Source organism: Candidatus Woesearchaeota archaeon (genome assembly GCA_016187565.1).
Lineage (GTDB): Archaea > Nanobdellota > Nanobdellia > Woesearchaeales > JACPJR01 > JACPJR01.
Genome location: JACPJR010000015.1, coordinates 81,848 through 104,138 on the forward strand (window position 1 = coordinate 81,848; position 22,291 = coordinate 104,138).

Annotated in this window: 26 protein-coding genes; 14 read left to right on the forward strand and 12 right to left on the reverse strand. The window is 41.3% G+C overall.

The annotated features are described in order from the left end of the window. Positions 1-22 precede the first annotated feature (22 nt). Complete coding sequence (locus HYW21_05350; GenBank protein ID MBI2548748.1) at positions 23-1,414, reverse strand: hypothetical protein; 1,392 nt, start codon at positions 1,412-1,414, stop codon at positions 23-25. Positions 1,415-1,499: 85 nt separating this feature from the next. Here HYW21_05350 and HYW21_05355 point away from each other — a divergent pair, with 85 nt between their 5' ends. Continuing rightward, positions 1,500-2,384 carry an NAD(P)-dependent oxidoreductase gene (locus HYW21_05355; protein MBI2548749.1) on the forward strand — a complete coding sequence of 295 codons (885 nt, stop codon included), beginning with the start codon at positions 1,500-1,502 and terminating at the stop codon, positions 2,382-2,384. On the opposite strand, the gene HYW21_05360 is transcribed toward HYW21_05355, so the two are convergent. The 5 genes from HYW21_05360 to HYW21_05380 all read right to left on the reverse strand — a co-directional run bounded on the left by HYW21_05360 (position 2,373) and on the right by HYW21_05380 (position 6,155). Next, on the reverse strand, positions 2,373-3,539 hold the full coding sequence (locus tag HYW21_05360) for a DUF763 domain-containing protein (protein MBI2548750.1): 1,167 nt from the start codon (positions 3,537-3,539) through the stop codon (positions 2,373-2,375). The two genes, HYW21_05355 and HYW21_05360, sit on opposite strands and share 12 nt — an antisense overlap. 173 nt (positions 3,540-3,712) lie before the next feature. Beyond that, positions 3,713-4,768 carry a hypothetical protein gene (locus tag HYW21_05365; GenBank protein MBI2548751.1) on the reverse strand — a complete coding sequence of 352 codons (1,056 nt, stop codon included), beginning with the start codon at positions 4,766-4,768 and terminating at the stop codon, positions 3,713-3,715. A gap of 4 nt (positions 4,769-4,772) precedes the next feature. Next, positions 4,773-5,471 (reverse strand): hypothetical protein, encoded by a 699-nt coding sequence (locus HYW21_05370; protein MBI2548752.1) that lies wholly within the window; start codon positions 5,469-5,471, stop codon positions 4,773-4,775. Then, positions 5,468-5,905 (reverse strand): hypothetical protein, encoded by a 438-nt coding sequence (locus HYW21_05375; protein ID MBI2548753.1) that lies wholly within the window; start codon positions 5,903-5,905, stop codon positions 5,468-5,470. The genes HYW21_05370 and HYW21_05375 overlap by 4 nt, the downstream gene beginning before the upstream one ends. After that, positions 5,856-6,155 carry a methyltransferase domain-containing protein gene (locus tag HYW21_05380; protein ID MBI2548754.1) on the reverse strand — a complete coding sequence of 100 codons (300 nt, stop codon included), beginning with the start codon at positions 6,153-6,155 and terminating at the stop codon, positions 5,856-5,858. Before HYW21_05380 ends, HYW21_05375 begins: the two co-directional genes overlap by 50 nt. Positions 6,156-6,283: 128 nt before the next feature. Here HYW21_05380 and HYW21_05385 point away from each other — a divergent pair, with 128 nt between their 5' ends. Next, a complete protein-coding gene (locus tag HYW21_05385) occupies positions 6,284-7,006 on the forward strand; it encodes a hypothetical protein (protein MBI2548755.1) in 723 nt (240 codons plus the stop codon). Positions 7,007-7,062: 56 nt separating this feature from the next. Next, positions 7,063-7,701 carry a hypothetical protein gene (locus HYW21_05390; protein ID MBI2548756.1) on the forward strand — a complete coding sequence of 213 codons (639 nt, stop codon included), beginning with the start codon at positions 7,063-7,065 and terminating at the stop codon, positions 7,699-7,701. Between the two features lie 17 nt (positions 7,702-7,718). Here HYW21_05390 and thiL read toward each other — a convergent pair whose 3' ends face one another. Further along, positions 7,719-8,702: a thiamine-phosphate kinase gene (thiL, locus tag HYW21_05395; protein ID MBI2548757.1), complete on the reverse strand. Its 984-nt coding sequence runs from the start codon at positions 8,700-8,702 to the stop codon at positions 7,719-7,721. Positions 8,703-9,032: 330 nt separating this feature from the next. On the opposite strand from thiL, the gene HYW21_05400 reads away from it, so the two are divergent. Together HYW21_05400 and argH are read left to right on the forward strand one after the other, a co-directional pair. Continuing rightward, complete coding sequence (locus tag HYW21_05400) at positions 9,033-10,292, forward strand: argininosuccinate synthase (protein MBI2548758.1); 1,260 nt, start codon at positions 9,033-9,035, stop codon at positions 10,290-10,292. Next, positions 10,289-11,467, forward strand: coding sequence for an argininosuccinate lyase (argH, locus tag HYW21_05405; GenBank protein MBI2548759.1), 1,179 nt, complete (start codon positions 10,289-10,291; stop codon positions 11,465-11,467). Before HYW21_05400 ends, argH begins: the two co-directional genes overlap by 4 nt. A gap of 146 nt (positions 11,468-11,613) precedes the next feature. On the opposite strand, the gene HYW21_05410 is transcribed toward argH, so the two are convergent. Beyond that, positions 11,614-11,883: a hypothetical protein gene (locus HYW21_05410; protein MBI2548760.1), complete on the reverse strand. Its 270-nt coding sequence runs from the start codon at positions 11,881-11,883 to the stop codon at positions 11,614-11,616. A gap of 112 nt (positions 11,884-11,995) precedes the next feature. After that, positions 11,996-13,762: a ribosome biogenesis/translation initiation ATPase RLI gene (locus tag HYW21_05415; protein ID MBI2548761.1), complete on the reverse strand. Its 1,767-nt coding sequence runs from the start codon at positions 13,760-13,762 to the stop codon at positions 11,996-11,998. Positions 13,763-13,829: 67 nt separating this feature from the next. Here HYW21_05415 and HYW21_05420 point away from each other — a divergent pair, with 67 nt between their 5' ends. Genes HYW21_05420 through HYW21_05445 form a run of 6 tightly spaced genes read left to right on the forward strand, consistent with a single transcriptional unit; the run spans position 13,830 to position 17,584 of the window. Next, complete coding sequence (locus HYW21_05420) at positions 13,830-14,054, forward strand: hypothetical protein (GenBank protein ID MBI2548762.1); 225 nt, start codon at positions 13,830-13,832, stop codon at positions 14,052-14,054. Beyond that, positions 14,051-15,244 carry a hypothetical protein gene (locus HYW21_05425; protein MBI2548763.1) on the forward strand — a complete coding sequence of 398 codons (1,194 nt, stop codon included), beginning with the start codon at positions 14,051-14,053 and terminating at the stop codon, positions 15,242-15,244. The genes HYW21_05420 and HYW21_05425 overlap by 4 nt, the downstream gene beginning before the upstream one ends. Positions 15,245-15,282: 38 nt before the next feature. Continuing rightward, positions 15,283-16,410 carry a tryptophan--tRNA ligase gene (locus HYW21_05430; protein MBI2548764.1) on the forward strand — a complete coding sequence of 376 codons (1,128 nt, stop codon included), beginning with the start codon at positions 15,283-15,285 and terminating at the stop codon, positions 16,408-16,410. 56 nt (positions 16,411-16,466) lie between these two features. Then, positions 16,467-16,775 (forward strand): hypothetical protein, encoded by a 309-nt coding sequence (locus HYW21_05435; protein ID MBI2548765.1) that lies wholly within the window; start codon positions 16,467-16,469, stop codon positions 16,773-16,775. Between the two features lie 52 nt (positions 16,776-16,827). After that, positions 16,828-17,274: a hypothetical protein gene (locus HYW21_05440; GenBank protein MBI2548766.1), complete on the forward strand. Its 447-nt coding sequence runs from the start codon at positions 16,828-16,830 to the stop codon at positions 17,272-17,274. 22 nt (positions 17,275-17,296) lie between these two features. Continuing rightward, entirely contained in the window at positions 17,297-17,584 is a 288-nt protein-coding gene (locus HYW21_05445; GenBank protein MBI2548767.1) for a hypothetical protein, read from the forward strand. A 40-nt stretch (positions 17,585-17,624) separates the two neighbouring features. On the opposite strand, the gene HYW21_05450 is transcribed toward HYW21_05445, so the two are convergent. After that, positions 17,625-18,947: an ATP-binding protein gene (locus HYW21_05450; protein MBI2548768.1), complete on the reverse strand. Its 1,323-nt coding sequence runs from the start codon at positions 18,945-18,947 to the stop codon at positions 17,625-17,627. A gap of 190 nt (positions 18,948-19,137) precedes the next feature. On the opposite strand from HYW21_05450, the gene HYW21_05455 reads away from it, so the two are divergent. Together HYW21_05455 and HYW21_05460 are read left to right on the forward strand one after the other, a co-directional pair. Then, entirely contained in the window at positions 19,138-19,377 is a 240-nt protein-coding gene (locus tag HYW21_05455) for a hypothetical protein (protein MBI2548769.1), read from the forward strand. Then, positions 19,364-19,609, forward strand: a complete 246-nt coding sequence (locus tag HYW21_05460) for a 30S ribosomal protein S17e (protein MBI2548770.1) — start codon at positions 19,364-19,366, stop codon at positions 19,607-19,609. The genes HYW21_05455 and HYW21_05460 overlap by 14 nt, the downstream gene beginning before the upstream one ends. 19 nt (positions 19,610-19,628) lie before the next feature. On the opposite strand, the gene HYW21_05465 is transcribed toward HYW21_05460, so the two are convergent. Beyond that, positions 19,629-19,859, reverse strand: coding sequence for a hypothetical protein (locus HYW21_05465; GenBank protein ID MBI2548771.1), 231 nt, complete (start codon positions 19,857-19,859; stop codon positions 19,629-19,631). A gap of 132 nt (positions 19,860-19,991) precedes the next feature. Between HYW21_05465 and asnS the strand changes: the two genes are divergently transcribed. Next, positions 19,992-21,287: an asparagine--tRNA ligase gene (gene asnS, locus HYW21_05470; protein ID MBI2548772.1), complete on the forward strand. Its 1,296-nt coding sequence runs from the start codon at positions 19,992-19,994 to the stop codon at positions 21,285-21,287. Positions 21,288-21,683: 396 nt separating this feature from the next. Here asnS and HYW21_05475 read toward each other — a convergent pair whose 3' ends face one another. Continuing rightward, entirely contained in the window at positions 21,684-22,031 is a 348-nt protein-coding gene (locus tag HYW21_05475; protein ID MBI2548773.1) for a hypothetical protein, read from the reverse strand. Between the last annotated feature and the right edge of the window lie 260 nt (positions 22,032-22,291).

Genomic DNA, 22,291 nt, shown 5'->3' on the forward strand with positions numbered 1-22,291 from the left:
GATGTGCTTCTCCTTAGGGGAGTTACCTTCCCTGATTTACCATCGCAACTGCGGTTCTGTGAATGGTTTGTAATTTTCCAATATCTGTTTGACCACTGAGGTAATCTGAAAGATATCTTCCAACTGAGGCGAGTGCATAATAGCGAAGGGTGTTTTGCATAAAGTCTGGTGTTCCCATAAATCCCTGGATTTTTTCCTTTCCTAGAGCCTCGAAATATCCTTCCAAAAAACGGGTTAAGACTGTTGTCAGTGTGTGGTCATTCACTCCCATTATTTCGACTGCATCCCTTGCAGCAAAAAACATTGTCTGAGCCGCATGGTACGAAGGATCATAGAACGCAAAATAATCAAAATCAAAAACTCTTGTGCCTCTTGTTGGATGAAAAAACGTATTTTTTGGTCGTATGTCAAGCGTCGTTAGTACAGCTCCTCTCTCCCAATAGTCACGACTGTGAGCCACTAAATTGTCCCATCCCCAATTCTCAGCAAAATCAAGATATGCTACAGCCTCATCATTCCTCACGCGTCGCAATGCATTAACAGTTTTATTTACCCAACAACCATGAGTCAGCCAGCCAACATACTCCTCTAAGGTTGTGTCTCTTACTTCTCGTACATGCTGTTGAACGATAGCTGGTGCTGAATTTCGTATGCCAGAAGTTCTCGAATGTATTCTTCCCACAAGGTCTCCAAAAATTTTTCCTGCATATTCTGGCCTTACTGCTTCATAAAGAATTACAAACTCCGGAGTATAACACGGCTGGATAATAAGACGTTCATTAATTCTTCCTATATCCTCTTTCTCATCTTCTTTATCACGCCGTAAGAGGGCATCTTCAAGGGATGGTGAAAGAGTACGCATTGTAAAAACAGATCCCATAAGCTCTCTGAAGATGTTTTCTCCAAGCACGTTCTGAAAAACCACCTCTTTTGGATCAGCTCGAATGATGTATCTGTTGCCAAATGCTGGACTGTATTTGAAAAAATAAACTCCTTTATCCGTTTCTACAACATAAGAAAAACCAAGAGTTGCTGGAACAGATCTTAATCCATGTATTGCTCCATTAGACAAGTCATTCCTGGAAAGAAGCGTTCTGTAGGTGTCCTCGTTATCCAAACGTGAGAGAAGTCTTAATTCATGCTCGACGACCTTGACCAAGGATCGTATCTCTGGATCGTCTATATTTTCTGTGCTAAGTTTTATCTCCTTGGAGAGTAACGATGACCTCAAAGAGCTAAGAAGGATAGATACTCTGAATTTGCTGCTCTGCCCTGGTCGGTGTAATGCGTCAATTTGACTTTGAGTTAAGAGACCAACGCGTTCAAGGAATCCGGTCAAGTTCTGTAGTTGCTCTTCCGTTCTTGTGTACGATCGAATTAGATCGTAAGCGTTTTTTGAGTTTCCATCCCCCATGATGCGTATATAAACAACACCTCTTTATATGCATTACTATTTTTTAATAGTAAAGGTTATATAGGTCATATATCACATTGCTTCAATGACCCGAGTCTTAGTAACCGGTGCAAATGGTTTCTTAGGCGCAAAGATGAGAACTCTTTTTGCTACAGCTCATGAGGTGATAGGTACTTATTCCTCACGGCCGCAAGAAGGATTGGCATATCTTGACATAACTAACAGAGAACAAACAATAACAGCTATTCGAGATTGGCGTCCCGAGGTGATTATCCATACTGCTGCTTTCTCAAACGCTGATAAGTGTGAGAGGGATCCAGAGACTGCAGGGAAAATAAATACAGAAGGTACAGCTAATGTTGCTGCAGGTGCTTATGAAGCACATTCACGATTAGTATTTACTTCATCTGCGTATGTCTTTGATGGTAGGCAGGGAGATTATTCAGAAGAGGATGTTCCCTGTCCTCTGAATGTCTTGGGTAAAACAAAGTTAGCAGCAGAAGAAGCTATTCTGAGCACCCTTGGTGTTCGGGAGAGATATCTCATTCTTCGATTTGCTATTTCGTATGGCTATAATGGACCTGGCTATGACAATGGTTTTTTTGGAGAGATCATGAAGAGAAAACCACTCAGGGTTAACCACGATCAACTGCGGCAACCTCTTCTTATTGATGATTTAGCTGTTGTCATCTCAGGCCTGCTGGAGCGAGAAGTTACTGGTATTGTTCATGTTGCAGGTCCGGAGAAAAGGACAAAATATGAGTTAGGTGGTTTTCTCGAGGATATTGTTCGCGAACATACTGAGCCTTCTTTGCTTACTCCTGGCACCAGTGAAGATGATTTTGCACCGAGACCTACGTACGGGACATTACAAACAGGGAAACTACTGGAGTATGGGATGCATTTGCGATCTGTTGCAGAGGGAATCACTATTGTCAGAAGTCAACTTCCTTCTCATCTATCCTTCTGAGTCTTGGACATTTCCCTGTGAGAAAGGTTTCTGCATAATTGCCTGGAGATGTTTTATGGCATGCAATCTTTCAATATTACCGAGCTTTGCATTTTCAAGGGCTTCATGTAACATGAGGATAGACCTATCGTATCGTTGTCTGTCTACTGGCTCGGGGATGCCGTCTTTACCACCATGAGCAAAGGAGTATCGAGCAGGATCTTTCCATGAAGCTTTTGTACCATACACTAATTCCGAAACAAGTGTCAAAGCACGGATGGATTTTGGTCCTATGCCTTTTAATGAAACTAACTCCTCATAATTCTGTGGTTGAATCTCATAGGCTTTTTGCAACGCATCATAGGATTGCTTGCTGAGCCTTAAATCCCAATGATCTGGATGCATGTGTAGTACTGATTCCTGTGATTCTTTTTTTTCCCATGGTTCTTTTTTCTCACTGAATTCAGTGAGGGTGCGTTGATTACTGTGAAACCATTTGACGAGATGTTGGGGATTTTCTTTCACAAGGTCAAGAGAAACAGCTTGCGCGGCCTTACTCTCCTTTGCAGTCATATCGAGAACCTTGTTGCCTTGAGAATCGCAGCAGATAGCATTATGGGGTGTTTCGACAAAGCTGTTAATATGGGAACTCAGCCAATGGTAACGGCGTGCATATTTCTTTGAGGTATTAAGGCCTTGTTGAATAACTGACCATGTTCCTTTTTCCGTGTAAACAAAAGAATGATGATAAAGATCATAGCCGTCTTGCAGTAAACTGGTATCACATTTTGCTGCCATACGAGAACTGTAGGTCAATCTCTCAATCTTATCTGTTGAAAGCGAGAAGGGATGTTCTTGAATTTGGGACAGAGTCTTTCGTGATGTTTTTCCTTTACCACCAGCAATACGTACACCTATCTCTTTTTTCTTGAGTGCTTCAGTAAGTGCTCCACAGGTCGTCGTTGTAAGCCCAGAACTGTGAAAATCAAAACCAAGGACACATCCAAGACTCTGGAAGAAGAAAGGGTCGGCGAGACGTTCAAGAAGTTCATCCTGACTATGGATAAGTACTATTGCTTCACTTATTTCGCCTCCGAGCTTTACCATCCGTTTGAAAAGCCAGGGAGGACACTTTCCTCCATGCAAGGGCAGATTTGCAATGCCTGATCGATACATGTCTTTGGCATGGCAAATCTCTTTTAAAAATGCTACGACCGTGGTTGTCCTGTGAGGAGTGGTTTTTTGCTCAAGACCAAAACTGAAACTATTTGAAAATAATGCCTGTCTGCATGCTCCAGAAAAGTATGTCGAGCTCTTCGAGCGGAATGTTCATTTGTTGAGCAAACTTCTTAAATTTCTCTTCTAATGATCCCATTTTCTGCATCAACTTCTATAAGATCACCATCATTAAACATTCTCGTAGCCTTTTCTGTACCAACAATACAAGGAATTTTCATCTCTCGAGCGGTAATTGCAGCATGACATAACAATCCCCCAGCATCGGTAACAATTGCGCTTGCTTTTTCCATAAATGGCATAAACTCTGGGCGGGTCATACCAGTTATTAAGATATCTCCTTTGTTGAAGGCATGCTCTTTCAGAGGGTTATTCACTATTCTGCATTTCCCTTTAACCTTGCCTCTAAAAACAACTGTTCCTCTTACTTCATCTCCATTCTCTGAAAAAAGCTTCCCTTCCCATGTTTCAACATCAGAACCCGTGAATAATCTGATTTTTCTGTTCTCATGTAAGATAATGCTGGCTTCGAAGCGTTCACGTAGCCCATTTTCGTTAGGCAGCGTTCCTTTTTTAATGTAGTTCTCTAATTCATCCTGTGTTAAGCAGGTTATAGCTTCTGGACTATAATTTTCTTTATTTGCTATCGCCTTTGCTAACGATCTGAAAAACTGCTCTGTCTTACTGTACACTGCTTCTGAATATTTTCGTGCATCTTCGAATTGAGGAAAAAGTCTCTCGAAAACCTCTGGGCTTAGGAAATCAACCGTCTTCTTCATGAAATTGTGGTATGCTAAATGTCTCTCAAAAATAGGATAGAATGTTGCGTACTGCTCAGGGGACAAAATAGTACCCTCTAATTCATCCATAGTAGCTATGATGATATCAGTGTCTTCTTTTAATAGACTTAATAGCGCAAGAGCTCCTGCTTCGTTCGTAGTTGTTTTATTTGCTAAGTATCCTCCCAATGCAATAAATTCATCGCTCTTCACAAAGAATGAAACTGTTCCTTTCTTATGAATAAACAACACATTTTCAAGACCCATTCCTAATATTCGTTTGAGCGTCGTTGCATAGTGGGAGGCCCAGTAGCTACAGGAGATAAAGGTGTATGAACCAGCCCATCTGTTTATCCATTCGGTCTTTTGCTCTCTGTCGTTAGTTCTCATGTAATTACCTCCTTACAAATGTCGTGTAGGGAACTTCAGCTAAATCAGTTACATAATGGTCAATTCCTTGCGATAATACTTCGTCAGCAGTTGCTAAACCTACACGTTCTACATAAACTAATCCAACTTGGTTTCTTAGTTCACTTTGAAGGATACCAGCAAGACCTTTCAGTTGATCCTCTGTATGAGAAACCATTTGAGATTGCATTCTTTTTAGATCCTCAGCTGCTGCTTCGTATACTCCTGGACTTGCCTTATTTCCAGAGTAAACTTTTCCTAAAACTTCGCCGACTCTTGGGTTTACAGAAGCCACGGCTTTCTTAACCCATGGCGAAGTTCCAGTTGTTAAGATACACAAACCTTCTCCAGCTTCTGCTATTTGATCCATCGCAGTTAATGCATCTTGATACAATGCACCATCAAAATTAACATCAACTTCTCCTCGCAGATAAGTGTTCCATAGAGGATCTTCAACAGTATCAACATATGCTTTCTTGTTTTCAAGTGCTTTTTTATCGCCCCTTAAAACTCCATCATAGTTAATCATATTTTGAGCAACTCTCTCAGGAGTATCCTGTCCAGTCATTAATTGTTTATATGCCTCTAAAACACGAGGCCCTAAAACCTCTTGGATTGCCAAAGTACCCCATAGGTCAAAACTATGTACGGGTTTTATTCCGTTTGGGACAAAAATGTGTATCATTTTCTTTTACCTCTTCCTAGTTCAAAGATTACAAAATCTTGTATTCTTCTTCCATTGAGTTCATATTCTGGCGCGAAATGTTTCCCAAGAACAACTAGTCCTGTTTCGGTGAAAGTGTGTTCATACCACTCGACAGGTCGATGTTGCTCAACAATGCGATATCCCCCTTCTTTTTTGGTTTTCCAATAAGCGTGGTTTTCTTCATAGTGATGTTCTGTTTGGTCTCGTAAATCAAGTCGAGATTCTGGAATATTGAACATTCGCGGGTTGCAAAAGCCGATATAAGCTCTTCCTTCTTCTCCTAAAACATCTCTGAGATTGCGAGCAATATTTCCAACCTCAACATCATCAACAATACAAAGTACCAAATTGCAAATTGCTCCATCAATAATAGTCTCTTGGTATAGCGTCAGTGATTGTATACACTCGATCATGTCCTATTTTATCTCCGCAATATTTTCTCATCTCCTCGGAGATATCATATGCTCGTATGTCAGCTCCGCCTCTGTGTAAAGCTAAGGCTAAAACACCAGGACCACAACCATAATCAAGTAATCTCTTACTTCTTACATCCCGAAGTAAGTGGAGTAATGTCATATCATAGGACACTAATTTTAGACGCTCAGCCTCAAGTTCCTGAGCAACTGTTTCCCAATGTGTTTGTTCGGTAATTGATTTTGGCATTTTTTATTCTCTCGTTATTTTTATTTATCAAGGGAAAGTAATAACAAGTATAGAGCATATAAATCTTTATTCTCCATATTTGGAGGATAAAACTAAAGCTTTAAATAATAGCAATAGTTACTCTAATTATGGACACACAAATTCTTGAAGAGATTGGACTTTCGAATGCAGAAATTAAAGTATATCTTGCGCTCCTGGAGCTAGGAACTTCAAGAGCAGGCCCCATTCTTGAAAAGTCTGGATTGCAGAACTCTGTTGTTCACATGACTTTAAACAAACTTATCGACAGAGGTTTTGTAACGTTTGTCAAAGAGGGTAAAAGAAACCATTATCAGGCTACAAATCCGAAGCATATTGTTGCCTATATCAATGAAAAAAAAGAACGCTTTGAACAGATCTTACCAGCACTATTATTGAAACAGCAGCAATCGAAGAAAAAACCAGAAGTCATTACCTTTCGAGGCATTAAAGGAATGAGAGAGTTGTTGTATGAACTTCTCGAGGCAGGAGGAAAAGAGCATCATACCTTTGGTTCTTCAATAAAATCATTAATGATGGGGGATGCGTGGTGGGTTAACTATCATAGAAAAAGAGCTGCAAAGCAGATTAAAGCAAGATTAATTTTTAATGAATCGTTAAAACAATGGTGCAACATACATAAGTATCCGAAAGCAACTTATAAATTTACAAAAATAGGTTTTGAGCCGTTAACCGAAACAATTGTACGAAATGATAAAATCGGCATCATTATCTGGACTGAAAAACCATTAGGTGTCCTCCTTCATAACAAAGAAGCAGCAGAATCCTATGATAAATTTTTCACGTTGATATGGCATACGGCTACTTCCTGATTTTGTCTTTTGTCTATTAGAAAATTATATATACTCTTCTTTCTTCCCCAGTGATGATGAGCCCTCCTGACCCTTATCCCTTCTATGAAAAAGTCTTTGCGTGGATTTCAGGTTTAACATCCCTTGCTCCACGAGCAGCAGTAGCAACAGAGGGATTACGGAGATACGATTCAGCGAGAGAAGCATCAGCAGTAACACCCATTTCAGATCCCCAAAGAAGAGATGGTTATTTGAACGCCGTAATACAACGAGCATCTTTCAATGGTATCTGTGACCTTTTAGCAGAAGGACGATCGCCAGGAGTACAGGCTGCACTTGCTACTGAACTTCTCCGAATATATGATGTTACCTTGGAACGGGCAGTCCACCGCTTGTCTGATCATTTTAGACAGGGCCCTAGCAGTACTCGTCCTGATGAGGATGCTCCTCGTCTTGAGGATGTTCCTCGTAGTGTTGCAGATTACTTTGAAGCTGATGAGGTTTTAGCAGATTATAATTTACCTCATACAAGCACAACTATTAACTTATTTTTAGGACTCGGCCCTCGAATGAGAGAGCGTGTTCGTTCTTTAATGGACGGACATACCGTAACTTCACCCACTGCGCAGACCAACCTTCACTCGATTATGGAACGTGGATCCAGAGAAGTATATACACAGATGGCAACAGCTTATATTACTAGCTTAAGAGAGTAAAGCTTTTTCGCTGCATTCTAGCTAAAATGATCCCATCCTTTCGGTAATGGTATTTTTTTCTTACCATCGAGCAGATGGACGCCTTTACTCTTGGGAAGAATCTTTCCAATAACGGTTACTGGTGTTTTGATTGTTTTCTGCAACTCACCAAGGATATGTTCTTCTACTGTGAACAGCAGCTCATAATCTTCTCCTCCAGTTAAGGCAAAAGTATAAGCATCTTTGTTGAGTATTGCAGCAAACTGTTTGGTGGTTTCTGAAAGAGGAATTTTTTCTTTATCAATAATAGCTCCCACCTTACTTTGGGTACAGATATGACGGATCTCAGAACCAAGCCCATCGCTAATGTCGATCATCGCATGCATGCCTTTTCTTGCAAGTTCCTGTCCTTCACGTAATCGTGCTGTTGGTTCGAGATGCTGCTGCACATCCCATCGCTTATCCTTTACCGTTTTGAGGCCATATTGTTGGAGGATTGCCAAGCCAGCTGCTGATTCTCCTAGCGTACCGGTAATACAGAGAAGATCTCCTTCTTGTGCTGCTGAACGTAAACAAAGATTTTTTTGGTGAACCTCTCCTACAAGAGTTAGTGTTATCATAAGGGCATGGCTTTGGGTAGTATTCCCTCCGACAATTGCAATGCCATGTTTCTCAGCACTAAAGTAGACACCATCCATTAACCTCTTAATTGTTTTTACGTTCGTCTCTTGTGGAAATGAGGCAGCAACAAGTGCATACAGTGGCCTGCCCCCCATTGCTGCAATATCACTGACATTCACTTCTATTGCTTTTTTGCCGACCTGCTCTGGTGTATACCAGTGAAACGAGAAATGTACGTCCTCGATTAACGTATCAGTGGTCAGCAAGAGATAATTGTTCGGATCATTTTTTTGCTTGAGGACAGCGCAATCATCACCAATACCAATAAGAACATCAGGATGCCTAACTGCTTTTGTTACGTGTTTGATAAGCTCGAATTCTCCAAGATGAGTAGGTTTCATGGAAACAAATAAATACCATAGATTTAAAAGGTTTACTTTACCATAACCATCATTACGATTAATATTGGCAATAGAGGCCAAAAGAGCGGATGTCCTATTTCAAACAAATCTGTTTACAATGTCCTTTATCAATCAAAACCTTTTTAAGGAGCATGTATTTTATAGCCCAACCGTTGTGTTATTATTATAGCAAAGGACACTAATAACCGTAACTTTATGTCCTTTGCTTATTAGGAAAAGACATACAAATTATTACGAAAATTAATGTCTTTTCCTAGAGGTTATGTAGAGTAAATGTAGTCTTGTAAGAGTAATTGGGGTGAGGGATAGATGAAAACAAAAAAATCAAAGGTTGTTTTAGCATACAGTGGAGGACTTGACACGAGTGTTATCCTCAAATGGCTCATTGACCAAGGATATGAGGTTATTGCCTACCTTGCTGATATTGGACAGAAAGAGGATTTCAAGGAAGCTGAGGCAAAAGCAAAGAAGATTGGTGCAACTAAAGTTTATATCATGGACCTGAAAAAAGAGTTCGTTACCAATTACATCTTCCAAGCATTAAAAGGAAATGCCTTATATGAAGGAAGGTACCTCTTAGGAACGTCATTAGCACGACCACTTATTGCAAAGTATCAAATTGAAATCGCCAAGAAAGAAAAAGCAGAATATGTCAGTCACGGAGCTACAGGAAAGGGCAATGATCAAGTAAGGTTTGAGCTAACCTACTATGGGTTGTGCCCTGAAATTAAAGTTATTGCGCCCTGGAAAGAAGCGTCATTCTTGCAACAGTTCAAAGGTCGAAATGATCTCATTGCGTATGCAAAGCAGAGTGGCATTCCTATTAAAGCGACCATGGCAGCTCCGTACAGTGAAGATGAGAATTTGATGCACATTAGCCATGAGGCTGGTATTCTTGAAGATCCAGGGAAGTCTCCTGATGAGCATGTCTATTCACGTACCAATCATCCCAAGTATGCGCCAGATAAAGAGACACTCCTCGACATTTATTTTAAGGACGGTTTACCGGTAAAGGTTGTTAACAAACAAGATGGAACAGTAAAGGAAGATCCTCTTGAACTCTTCCTGTACCTCAACAACGTAGGAAGTGAAAATGGTATCGGCAGAATGGACATGGTTGAAAACCGATTTGTTGGCATCAAATCAAGGGGAATTTATGAAACACCAGGAGGAACAATACTCTGGGCTGCTCATCGAGATGTTGAAGGTATTGCCATGGACAGAGAAGTCATGCATCTGAAAGATACGTTGATGCCCAAATTTTCTGAACTGATTTATTATGGCTTTTGGTTTTCGCCTGAAATGGACTTTCTCATGGCAGCTATTAATCAGAGTCAGAAACTCATTGATGGTATGGTAACAGTAAGTTTATATAAAGGAAATGTCCTTTGTGTTGCACGTACTTCACCAACATCGCTCTACAATGAACAGCTAGGAAGCATGCATGTTGAGGGTGGTTTTGATCAGACAGATTCAAAAGGATTTATTCGCCTGAATGCCATTCGGCTCAAGGCCCATAATGTTATCCTTGACAAGCGTCATCTTGGCGTGGAGGAAGCAATACGATGAAGCTCTGGGATAAAGGTATTGCCGTAGACAAGGAGATTGAAGCCTATACCGTTGGCAATGATCCTGCTATGGATCTTGTTCTTCTACCGTACGATATCCAGGCAAGCATTGCACATGCGAGGATGCTAGTTTCGTCTGGCTTTCTTACCAAGGAAGAGTCCAAAAAACTCGTGCAAGGGTTACAAGAAATTCTTGCCTTACACAAGCAAGGAAAGTTTGTTATCACAACAGCAGATGAGGATGGTCACACTGCTATCGAGAAGTATCTCACGGAGAAGTATGGTGAGGTAGGAAAGAAAATCCATACCGCACGCTCTCGTAATGATCAGAGTCTGGTGATGGTACGTCTCTATATGAAAGAGCAATTAGGAGAAACAGCAACGCTCGTCCAGCAACTATGCACTGCTTTAATACACTTTGCTAAGAAGAACAAAGGTGTACCCATGCCAGGATACACTCATATGCAACGCGCAATGCCCTCATCAGTTTCTCTTTGGACCTCTGCATATGTTGATGCGCTGACCGATGATCTCAGCCAGATTAAACAAACGATGACGCTTATTGATCAGAATCCTCTAGGAAGCGCTGCTGGTTACGGCGTTCCTGTTACCATTGATCGTGGATTAACAACAAAGGAACTCGGCTTTGCCAAAATCCAGGAGAATCCTATCTACTGTGGCATGTCACGTGGAAAGTTTGAAGCAAATGTACTCAACACCCTGTCTCAAGTAATGGCTGATCTCAATAAACTGGCAACCGATCTTATCCTTTTCTCTACCAAAGAGTTTGGATTTTTTGTGCTTCCTGCCAATTACTGTACCGGAAGCTCAATTATGCCACAGAAGAAAAATCCTGACGTTCTGGAATTAATGCGGGCAAACTACCACGTTGTTGTTGGTTATGAAATCCAAGTAAAAGGTATCATCGGCAACGTAATGAGCGGCTATCAACGTGATTTGCAGTTAACAAAAGAACCTGTTATTCGTGGTTTTACTCTTGTTTTGAGTTCCTTAAGCATTGCAGCAAAGGTTGTGCAAGGGTTAGGTGTTCAGGAAAAACATCTTAAAGAAGCGATGAGTGCTGAGCTCTATGCAACTGAGAAGGCCTATGCGCTCGTGAAAAAAGGTATGAGCTTTCGTGAAGCATATAAGGAAGTAGGGAAGGAATTCAAATAAGATCACGAACAAGCTTCATCCAAAAAAGGCTTTCTAGAAGACTATACTCAAAGACATAAATAATAGACAATATCGTCTTTTCGTAATAAGCAAAAGCCAATCTTATTTTGTCTAAAAATTTGTGTCTTTTGCTATATTTGTTTTGACTACTTTTTTTGCGGTTGAAAAAACGTATGCATTGTCTGCTTCATCTGTTCCATGCGCTCTTTCATGAGCTTATCATCTACACCTTCGCTAAAGGCCAATAATTGGCTAAGAATGGCAAGATCAGCAGCGTCTTTTGCAGTTGACGTATTATTCTGTTTCAGGTCATCAATAGCAACCATCTGTTTCTGGATTTCAAACATTAAGAAATCGTACATATCCTTTGTTTTCACTCGATCCAGACCAGATTCATGAAATAACTCAGCTTCCATGCTTGTTTCTCAAGGGACAGGTTCTATTTAAAGTTTGTTGTTTTCTATTACTCCCTTTGGGTTATAGCAAACACAAGCAATAGTCATACATGAATACCTTTTGCGCCTACTCTCAGGAAGTATAATACCACTTTCCTGTTGTCCGTTGGGTACGATCCAGTTGGGAATCCTCTTTATTTGCCCGTGGTCGTTTATTGTGTTCATCACGCCGGAAAGTAATGTTAAGCCCTCGCAAAAAGGTATTCATTCCTTCTTCCATGGAATGAGGGCCGCTAGCCCTACCCTCTCGCGCAGGTTCACCTTCAAAGACCAAAAGGCGGTCAGAGAGGTAATCAAGAAAGAGCAGATCATGATCCACAACTAAGAGAGAAACTTCCTTGGTATCACCAAGCTGGCGGATTATTTTTGCAAGCACTAAGCGTTGTTCAGTATCAAGGTATGCGGAAGGTTCATCAAGGAGGATGAGCTGAGCATCTTCTGCAAGTGCTCGCGCGATAGCCACTCGTTGAAGTTCTCCTCCACTTAAGGTATTCAAAGGCCTCATCAAGAGATCTTGAAGTTTGAGTGGTATGATGAGATCATTGGTATGCTTCTGCGTTGCTTTTTGCAGGACCTGCATGACGAGTTCAGCAGAGCTCACTTGTAAGGTCTGTGGTTTGTACGCAATTGTTGCAGTTTGTTCAATCTCGCCATGATCAGGAGTCTCAACACCTGCTAAGAGTTTCATAAAGGTTGTCTTTCCTATCCCGTTAGGACCAACAATTCCGACAATCTCCCTTCGGTAGATGCTTCCTGACTTAACAAAGAGATGAAACTGCCCTAATGCTTTCTCCAGGGTAGGCCAATGATGACTAACAACCGGCTTTATTCGCGCATCTCCTGCTCGTGCTGCAAAGGTAATCTTATGATCTCGAAACCGTACATTATCTTCAGGAAGATACCCGTCAAGATAGGTATTGATCCCTGCTTTTGCTGCTTTAACCGTGGCAACAATACCATACACCTTTTCTTCGCCATACATGATATGGACAAGGTCGGCAATGTAATCCATCACAATCAAATCATGCTCGATAACCATAACCGCTGTTTTTTCATTCGCTAAGGATCTGATAAATCGTGCTACCTTGATACGTTGCTTCACATCTAAGTAAGAAGAGGGTTCATCAAAGATATATACATTCGCTTCCTTCAGCACGGTTGCTGCAATCGCTACCCTTTGAAGTTCTCCTCCCGAAATCGTGGCAATATCGTTATCTAAAATAGGTAGAAGATCAAGGAATGAGGCAACCTCCGCTAATTTCTGTTTTTGATCAATCTTTTCAAGAAGATTTCTTACTCTACCCTTTGCTGCTTTTGGAATAAGCTCAATCTCTTGTGGTTTATAGCTAATTTGTATCTTTCCCTCTTTTACTTTCTGAAAATAATTCTGGGCTTCTGTTCCTTTGAAGAGTTGGATGACGGTTTCTATGGTCGGAGCCTGTTGATCAAAGTTACCAAGGTTTGGTTTGAGAGCACCAGCAAGGATCTTAATGGCAGTGCTCTTGCCAATACCATTGACTCCAACAATGCCAACGACCTTCCCAAATTGGGGTACCGGGATATTATAGAGAATAAAACTGTCTTTGCCATAACGATGGGTTGGCCGTTTTGTTAATTTATCCGGGAGTTTAACCATGTGAATCGCATTATAGGGACAGATATTCACACAGACCTGGCATGCATCCGTAGCAACCTCTTCGTTAATCTGTGCCTTTCCGTCTGGTCCGACAACTATTGCTTCCTTGCCCATCCGGTTAAGGGGACATTTCTTAATACAGAGATACCCACCACATCCAACAGGATTACATCTTTCTTTGTCAATAACCGCAATTCTTCGCATGGTATTTTTTAAGAATAGTTGTGTAGAGAGAAAAACTTATATATTCCTATTTAAAATTATTGGTTTCATGGAACTTTTTTTCGAACAACAAAAAAAGAAGGCGCTTGCAAAGGCTAAAGAGCTTGAAAAAGAACCTATTGAGAGCGATGATGAGCTTGCGGTAGAGGAAGAGGAATTTGAGGAAGAGGCTCAGGAACTAGCACGCATGGTTGCAGGAAGAAAAAAGCAACCAAAACACAAGAAAAAGCAGCGTAAACATCCTTCGAAAAGAAAAGCCTCCCCTAAACCATGAACGAAAAAAACCTCAAAATTACCGTAGGTATTATTGTTTTCTTTTTTTTTAGCATTGCATCACTGATCTTATTGTTTATGCTTAATCTTCACCTGATTGATGTTTTCAAGCTCTCCTTCTATGAAGAACTTCTCACCACGAATCTCCTTCCTCTTCTTCTCTTGCTCTTTTTTATGGGTGTCAGCATTAGCTCCCTTGTGCTAACCGTCAAACAACTTCCCCTTGAAAAGTCATTAGTAACTGCAGGCGTCTGTATGCTTGTTCTTGCACTGATTATTATTCTTGTCTTTGGATCCAATCGCTTAACATTAACCGTAGCTGTTTTTTCTATTCTGGGAGTGCTCTTTATGACCGTTCTTCCGGGAACACCTCCTTCAGGATACTGGAGTGCCTTTTCGCAGGGATGGCGTGCGATGAGCAAAGTGTTCTTTTTTCTTGCCCTTGGTGCACTTTTTGGATCCTTATTTATGATTTCTGCACAGCCTGATGAGTATCAAGATTCCTTTAAAGAGGTTATCAAATCCTTTGCCCAAGAACAAAGCAATATGCAATTGAGTAGAGAACAGATCCGTGAATTACTTGAAGCCCAGATTGATAGCAGCGATCTTTCCATGACCAGGGAAGAAGTGAGAACCATGTTAGAGTCCTCATATATTGAACCAAGTGTCGAGGATTATATTGCCCTTACCTATCCTGATTTTGCTACTTATCCACCAGAAACGCAACAAGCGATTCGTATACAAGTTACTGAGCTTTTAGCCAGCAATGATTACCATAAACAAGTGGAGGAAACGCTTGATAAGCAGGCAGAGGCTTATTATCTCCAGCTGAATGACCCTCTCTCACAAGAAAAGCAACGGCAGAAACTCAAGCAGAATCTCGATGCCCAGGTTGAGGTACAGTATCAACGGTTTCAGGAGCTAAACAACAATAATGTATTTGCCCAGCAGGCAGATGTTCTCTTTGAAAGCTTGCCTCTGTTTCAGCGTTTGCTGGATGCACTTCCCTTTCTTGTCGCCTTTACACTTTTTAGCATCATTCTTTTGGTTGGCAATGTTGCTTCCTTTGCCGGTGGTGTAACTTTCATGGCATACTTCCTTTGGCAATCTCCTTCATCGGGTGCGCAAGCCAAAGATAACGGTACAAAAGGAAAGGAGCAGAAGACTCAAGAAGATAATAATGAGCAATGATAACAAGTTTTTTATATCTCCTCGATTTTTGATAAGCGATGACAAAAGCAGCTGCTCATGAGTTTACCGTTACTCCCTGGAGCGTCAGCGGTACTATTGATTACCAACGACTGATGAAGGAGTTTGGGACCGAGCCCATTACTGATGAACTTCTTGAAAGAATAAAGCGACACACCAAAACATTGCATCCCTTTCTCAGGCGAAAGATCTTTTTCTCTCATCGTGATTTGCACTGGTTGCTTGACGAATATGAAAAAGGAAATCCCTTTTTCCTGTACACCGGACGGGGCCCCTCTGAGCATGTGCATTTAGGCCATATTACGGTCTGGCAATTCACCAAATGGCTCCAAGATGCCTTTGATGTAGAACTCTGGTTCCAATTAACTGATGATGAAAAATTTCTCTTTAAGCCGCAACTAAGCCTTGAGGAAACTCATGATATGGCTTATGAGAATGCCTTGGATATCATTGCCCTGGGGTTCAAGCCGAAAAAAACCTTTCTGTTTACCGATACTGAGTATGGAAAGACCATGTACACCCAAGCATTACGCGTGGCAAAAAAACTCACCTATTCAACCGTAAAGGCGACCTTTGGTTTTACCGACAATCACAATGTCGGACAGATTTTTTATACCTCGATGCAAGCAGTTCCCTGTTTTTTACCTTCAGTCTTGAAAGGTAAAAATATTCCCTGTCTTGTTCCCTTGGCCATTGATCAGGATGCCCATTTCCGCATTGCCCGTGACATTATTCCTAAATTAGGGTATCCTAAACCAGCCATCCTTCATCAGCGCTTTTTGCCAAGTTTGGAAGGCTCTGGAAAGATGTCTGCCTCGGAAGGCATTACTATCTATACTACTGATACCCCACAACAGGTAAAACAAAAAATAATGAAGTACGCCTTTTCAGGTGGAAAGGATACACTTGAGGAGCATCGAAAGCATGGAGGGAATCCTGATATTGATGTTGCCTATCAGTGGTTGACATTCTTTGAGCATGACGATCGTAAACTTGAACGGATTTATCAGGAATACAAGCAAGGGAAACTTCTGAGCGGAGAACTGAAGAAGATCCTTGTTGACACCCTTACCACTTTTTTAACCGAGCATCAGAAAAAGCGCGAAGCAGCACGCAAAACACTTTCTCAATATATACTTAGAGATTAAAGCAGTAAGGTTTAAATAGGATTGTATCTTTAGAACTGAAAAAGAGAGGTGATTGTATGGGATTTAAGGCAGCCCCGCTATCAGGGTCATTTATGCTTATAGCTATGTTTGGGTTTATTATCTCTGCGTTTTTTACTGCGTATGGTACGATTAGCCCTTCGTTTGGATTTTCCTTTTCCTTGGTTTTTTTGTTGATGTTTATTGCGTCAATCATCTCCATGGAGTATGGACCAACGGACGTAGAGCTTGAGATGGATAAAAAATTATGGAGATTTGCTCAACGAAAGGATGCAAAGGTTCTTGAAAAGTTCTTATCTCCGAAAGCAAAGCGCGTTCTTGCAAAAAAGAGAGCTCTCCGCGGTTGAGCTTTCTGGCTTTGTAACAAATTATTTATACAACATAGTGTTTTTTGATGTGATGAACGTGCGGGTAATGATGCTGGTAATGGTTCTCTTCCTTCCTCTCATACTTCTTGGTTGTCAAGAGTCGGCAACAGAACAACTCAGTCCTCTTGATCGGATAAAAGAACATCAGATTCTCGTCTATGATGATCGTGTGGTGATTGACCTGAAACAGGTGAGATGGGCAACCTTCAGCGATACCAACTCAATGGACCCGGTTATTGATCAAGGAGCAAATGCCCTTGAAATTGTTCCTCAAAAACCCGGAGAAATAGCTGTTGGAGATATTGTTTCCTATACATCACTCTTTGCTGAGGGGATTATCATTCACCGGGTGATTGAAACCGGGGAGGATGAACGTGGATGGTATTTCCGTGCAAAAGGTGATAACCTTCTTGCACCCGATCCAGGAAAAATACGCTTTGATCAAATCAAAGGAATAGTTGTTGGTATTATTTATTAAGCATACATGAACGGAGGGTACTATGAAAAAAAATATACGCGTGTCAACCGTGTTTATGATGGTTATGATACTACTCCTTGTTGCTTTAGTAAGTGGTTGCACTGTTCGACAAGACAATGAAAACCTCTATGGAAGAGCAACTGATAGATTAACCAAGGTTGATAAAATTGATGTCCAAGAAAAAGAAACCGTAGCGTGTTGTACCTATGTTGATACTGAAGGCAATGAAAAAACCTGTCGTGTGCTTACCAAATACGACTGTTCATTGTGCAATGCGGTTTGTCAGTCAGGGGGGTCTGGATCATCATAGAACACATTTGAATAAACACCTTGGGTAGATTTACCTACATTTAGAACTCAAAGACTTTCTTTTCGACTTTTACCGCAACAGGACTTTCTCCACCATGCCAGGTAAATCTCGGTCTAATTCTTACTGGGTACATCTTCTCATTGCTATCATCAAAAATAATAGCAGAGCCCTTGACGCGTGGAAGATTGTCTAACTCAGTCGTCAGTCCTTCTCTCATGTATGATTGCATCAGCATTCCTAATGCTTCAACGTCCAATTTGGCGGTAACACGGTGAGCTATAACCGTGTCTGCCTGGGTCATGACATCAGTATGGATCTTGCCTGGCTGCTGGGTTGCAAGTACTAACGAAATTCCGGGTTGCCTGCCTTCCCGTAATAGGGTAACTAAGGGAAAGGTTGCAGTTGTTGTTCCTGTTCGTGGTAAAAATTCATGGGCCTCGTCAATAACTAACCAAACCAGTGGCATTTCCTTCTTACCACTGCTTTCCTCCTCACCAAAATAATGCACAGCATGATGGATTTCTTCATATTCCTCATTTCTTCTTTCGACCATCCGTTGGATAAAGAGTTTCATGGCAACAAGGCCTATAACAAGATTCTTAATGTCCCATCCATTAGCCAGTGTGGCATAACAACTCACGTCTAAGACAGTTACTTGACCACCAACAGCGAGATCTTTTAAGAGTGTTCCTTTCTCATCAAAAAGTCCCCATGACTCGGTATTGACAAAGCGATTGATGCAGGCTTCTTTGACATGGTCATCACTATGTTGATCTTCACGCAGCCCAGTAATGATGTCCTGAAGCGCATACTCTTTCTGCTGTTTTTGAAGCTGAATAATTATCTTTTCAATGAGGACTCCCATAGGATCATTCACGGAGATTCCAAAGGTAGTACACCAGTCGCTTGATGAGAGCTCGGAGGGGCGAATGGCAAAGGGGTAATCGGTTGGAATCCCTTTTTCTTTAAATTCGCTAAAATAGCCAACAGGTGTAAAGATCTTGACGTCTAAGCCCTTACCTTCCAAACCCCACTCTTCAAGAAGGTTAACATCCTGTTTATTGGGGTATTTCATGGTCCAGTAAATCCCCATAGTATCGAGGAGAATAATCGAGAGGTTCTGTTTGATGCTCTCGTCGAGGCTCGCCATTCCTTCTGCAATGACTCCCATGGTATAGCTTTTTCCGCCACCGCGCTTTCCACAGATAAAGATGACGTGAGAACGGGCCATATCCAAATAAATACTGTTTGACAACGAGGTAGTTCTCCCCATCTTGACATAATGTTTTCCGAGAAAGATAGTTCCTTTGGCGCCAAGTTGTTTCTTATCTTCTTCATTCCTGCCTACAATAATATCATACATAATGCTACCTGAGAAGGCTGAGTTTATATAGATTTTGTTACGAATGGTTTGACTAGCCCCACCAAAAGCTTAATTAAGCAGCTCTTTCCCCCCTGTTCATTCCTTTATAAGAAGATACCTTTATAAAGAGAACCCTTATCCCATGGTGGTTCATAACATTAAGAACATGAAGCGTTCATGACTGTCATGGATGGATGAAAATATGCGAAAGATTCATACACTCGTAAAACGGAGACGTGGATTGTGTACCCATTTGGGCCATTACTTTTTGTTCCACAATGTTGGAAGAAAAACCAGGCCAAAAACCTTTTCTACTGAAGAGGCTGCTCATGGGTGGGCACGTCAGCATGATCTCCAGGAAGGGACGTATACCTTAAAATCAGTAAAACGAGAGAAGCGGTATCAGGTGGTGCCTTTTGGGAAGAATTAAGACCGTACATATTCGACGAATAACCCATCAGTTGATGGAACAGTATGGAGATAAATTTACCGATAAGTTTGAGGCAAATAAACAACAAGTTCATCATTTTGTTGAAAGCCCATCAAAAAAATTGAAGAATATTATTGCTGGGTATGCCACACGATTAGTCAAGCAGCGCGCAAAAGGACCTCGTATGCGACGTACCCCTATGGGGTCAGAGAAGTCTGATGAATGGCAGTAAAGTGATGGAGACATTAGCACTACGTAAATAGTCCCAATACTTCTTTAACCCTCCCATCTACACTTACTGATTGTAATCTATGTATTCTTGACTCTGAAACTTTCAAAGCTTTAAATGCAACGAGAATCTGTTCATCAACAAGTGTTTGATACTCTTTGTCAGCAGACTTCATGTTATCCCCTCTCAGCGGAATATTACCCACCGGAAAATAAACAAAAACATCAACCAGGGAAGCATAATATCTTGCCATTCCTTTTACCAGTCTTTCAGCATCAAAATCTACCTATTTCTCCTCAGGGCCAAGTAATATCCAAAATGATCATAGATTTAAACAGGAGATATCTTTTTAAAGAAGCATACTTTCTCTCGGTGGTGATTGACCATGGATGATTTTATCTCGATTGAAGCTGCAATGCAGCAAGGGTCTGGATCCATCGCTCTGAGAGGATGGGTTCATCGTGAACGAGGAAGTGCACAGTTCAAATTTGTTGTTATTCGTGATCATAACCAGATTATCCAATGCGTCATAAACAAGGCTGAGGTTGGCGAGCCAAAGTTTGCTGAATCATCCCTTCTCCGTATGGAGTCTTCAGTGGAAATCTTTGGAACAATCCATGAGGATAAGCGAGCTCCAACAGGGTATGAAGTACATGTTACTGATTTCCGCATTGTTGGACCATCAGAGAATTTTCCTATTACTAAGGATCAGAGTCCTGAATATCTCTTGGACAACCGTCATCTCTGGTTACGCAGCAGAAAACTCAATGCTATTATGCGTATCAGGTCTACGCTCGTAGGAGCAATTCATACTTTTTTTCGTGCCAAGGGATTTTATGAGTTTCATGCACCCATATTACAGCCAAATCAATGTGAAGGTGGTTCAACCCTTTTTGAGGTAAAGTATTATCAGGATAAGACCTATCTTACGCAATCATGGCAATTGTATGCAGAAGCCGCTATCTTCTCTTTAGAGAAGATCTATAATGTATCACCGACCTTTCGAGCAGAAAAATCAAAAACTTCTCGTCACTTATCAGAGTTCTGGATGGCTGAAATGGAAGCTGCGTGGATGAGGCTTGATGAAATAACCGTCATTGCAAAAGAAGAGATTGCTTTCCTTGTTCAAGAAGTACTGAAAAAGCATCGCAAAGATCTGGAACTGCTAGGTCAGGATCCACAAAAGCTCGAAAAAATGACTCTACCTTTTCCGAGCATTACCTATACTGAGGCTCTCCGCATTTTAAAAGAAAAGGAAGGTATGGATGTTCCCTTTGGTAAGGATCTGAGAACCCTTGAGGAAGAACGCTTGATGCAACATTTTGATAAACCTCTTGTGGTAACCCATTACCCTAAAGCAACTATGGCATTCTACAAGCAAGCAGATCCCTTAGATCCAGATGTAGCACTGTGTTTTGATATGCTCGCTCCTGAAGGTTATGGAGAAATTATTGGTGGAAGTCAGCGTGATACCTCTGTTGCTGCGCTTACTGAAGCCCTCAAAGCACAAGGTGAAAATCCTGAAAACTATGCATGGTACCTTGATTTACGTAAATACGGAAGTGTTCCTCATGCAGGCTATGGCTTAGGTGTTGAGCGTGTGCTTGCCTGGATCTGCAAACTGGACAACATCAAAGATGCCATTCCCTTCCCGCGAACCTTATTGCGAAAGCAGCCTTAGTAATAGGAACCAACTCAGTTAGCTATCTTTCTGTAAAGTAACTACCTCGTTGAAATACATCAAATAGTGCACGCCACGTCAGTGGCGGCTGACGGATTGCTTGCGAGCAATCCTACGAAGCACCCCGAAGGGGGCATGTCCCCCGCTTCGTCAGCGCCACAACTGGTTACGCTCAGTTGATCAAACTTTAGCAAAGTTTGGTGGCGTGCGACGAGCCAGGACCCCTTCGGGGTGGCGAGTAGGGCAAAACCGAGTACCTGAGGTTTTGACCGTCGCACCGCCATAAGTCGCACTGCAGCGGTAGAAGCTTTACTTCATAGAAAGAGACGGATGTTTTTGAGAAGAACAACAAAAAATAAAAAGAAAGAAGAAAAAAGTCCTTGCAGACTTAATCACTTAATCTTTAGCTAATCCGTAAATTGCCTTAACACTGACGACGATTACCGCAGGTGCGACAAAGACGGCAAGGTTAAGAACAATTGCATTCAGGGCTGAGCCGATGTAGGGAATCAGTTGTAAGACTCCACCACTAATGCCGGTTGCCATCAAAGCAATACCAGCGATCAAAAAGCCCTGGGTTTCGTTCTCGGTTACGTTCAAGAACCCTACAATGAGTCCCAAAACGACTAATGCCAATGCCATCCATCCGAGAACGGTTGTGCCGGACTGTGCCGGGTTGAGGAAAATACCTGCTAAAATAGCAACGGCAATCCCCACAATAAATGCTACTTCGCCTGCTTTCATGTGTATGTCACCCCATATTGAATCTGTTTGTTATTTCTTCTTATTTTAAAGAACCCCTTAAGAAGGTTTTCCTTGAATAGATCAGTTTAGATATATAAATGTTTCTCTCAAATCAGCTCCATGTTTAATTTGATTATTAGTTTACACTTTAATAATAAGCCGAGATTTCTGCACTTTTGGTGATTTAAATGGAAAAATTGAATGAAAAAAAAGAAAGTGGGTAGTACAGCAATACAGAAGCGGTAGAAGTGCTACTTCTA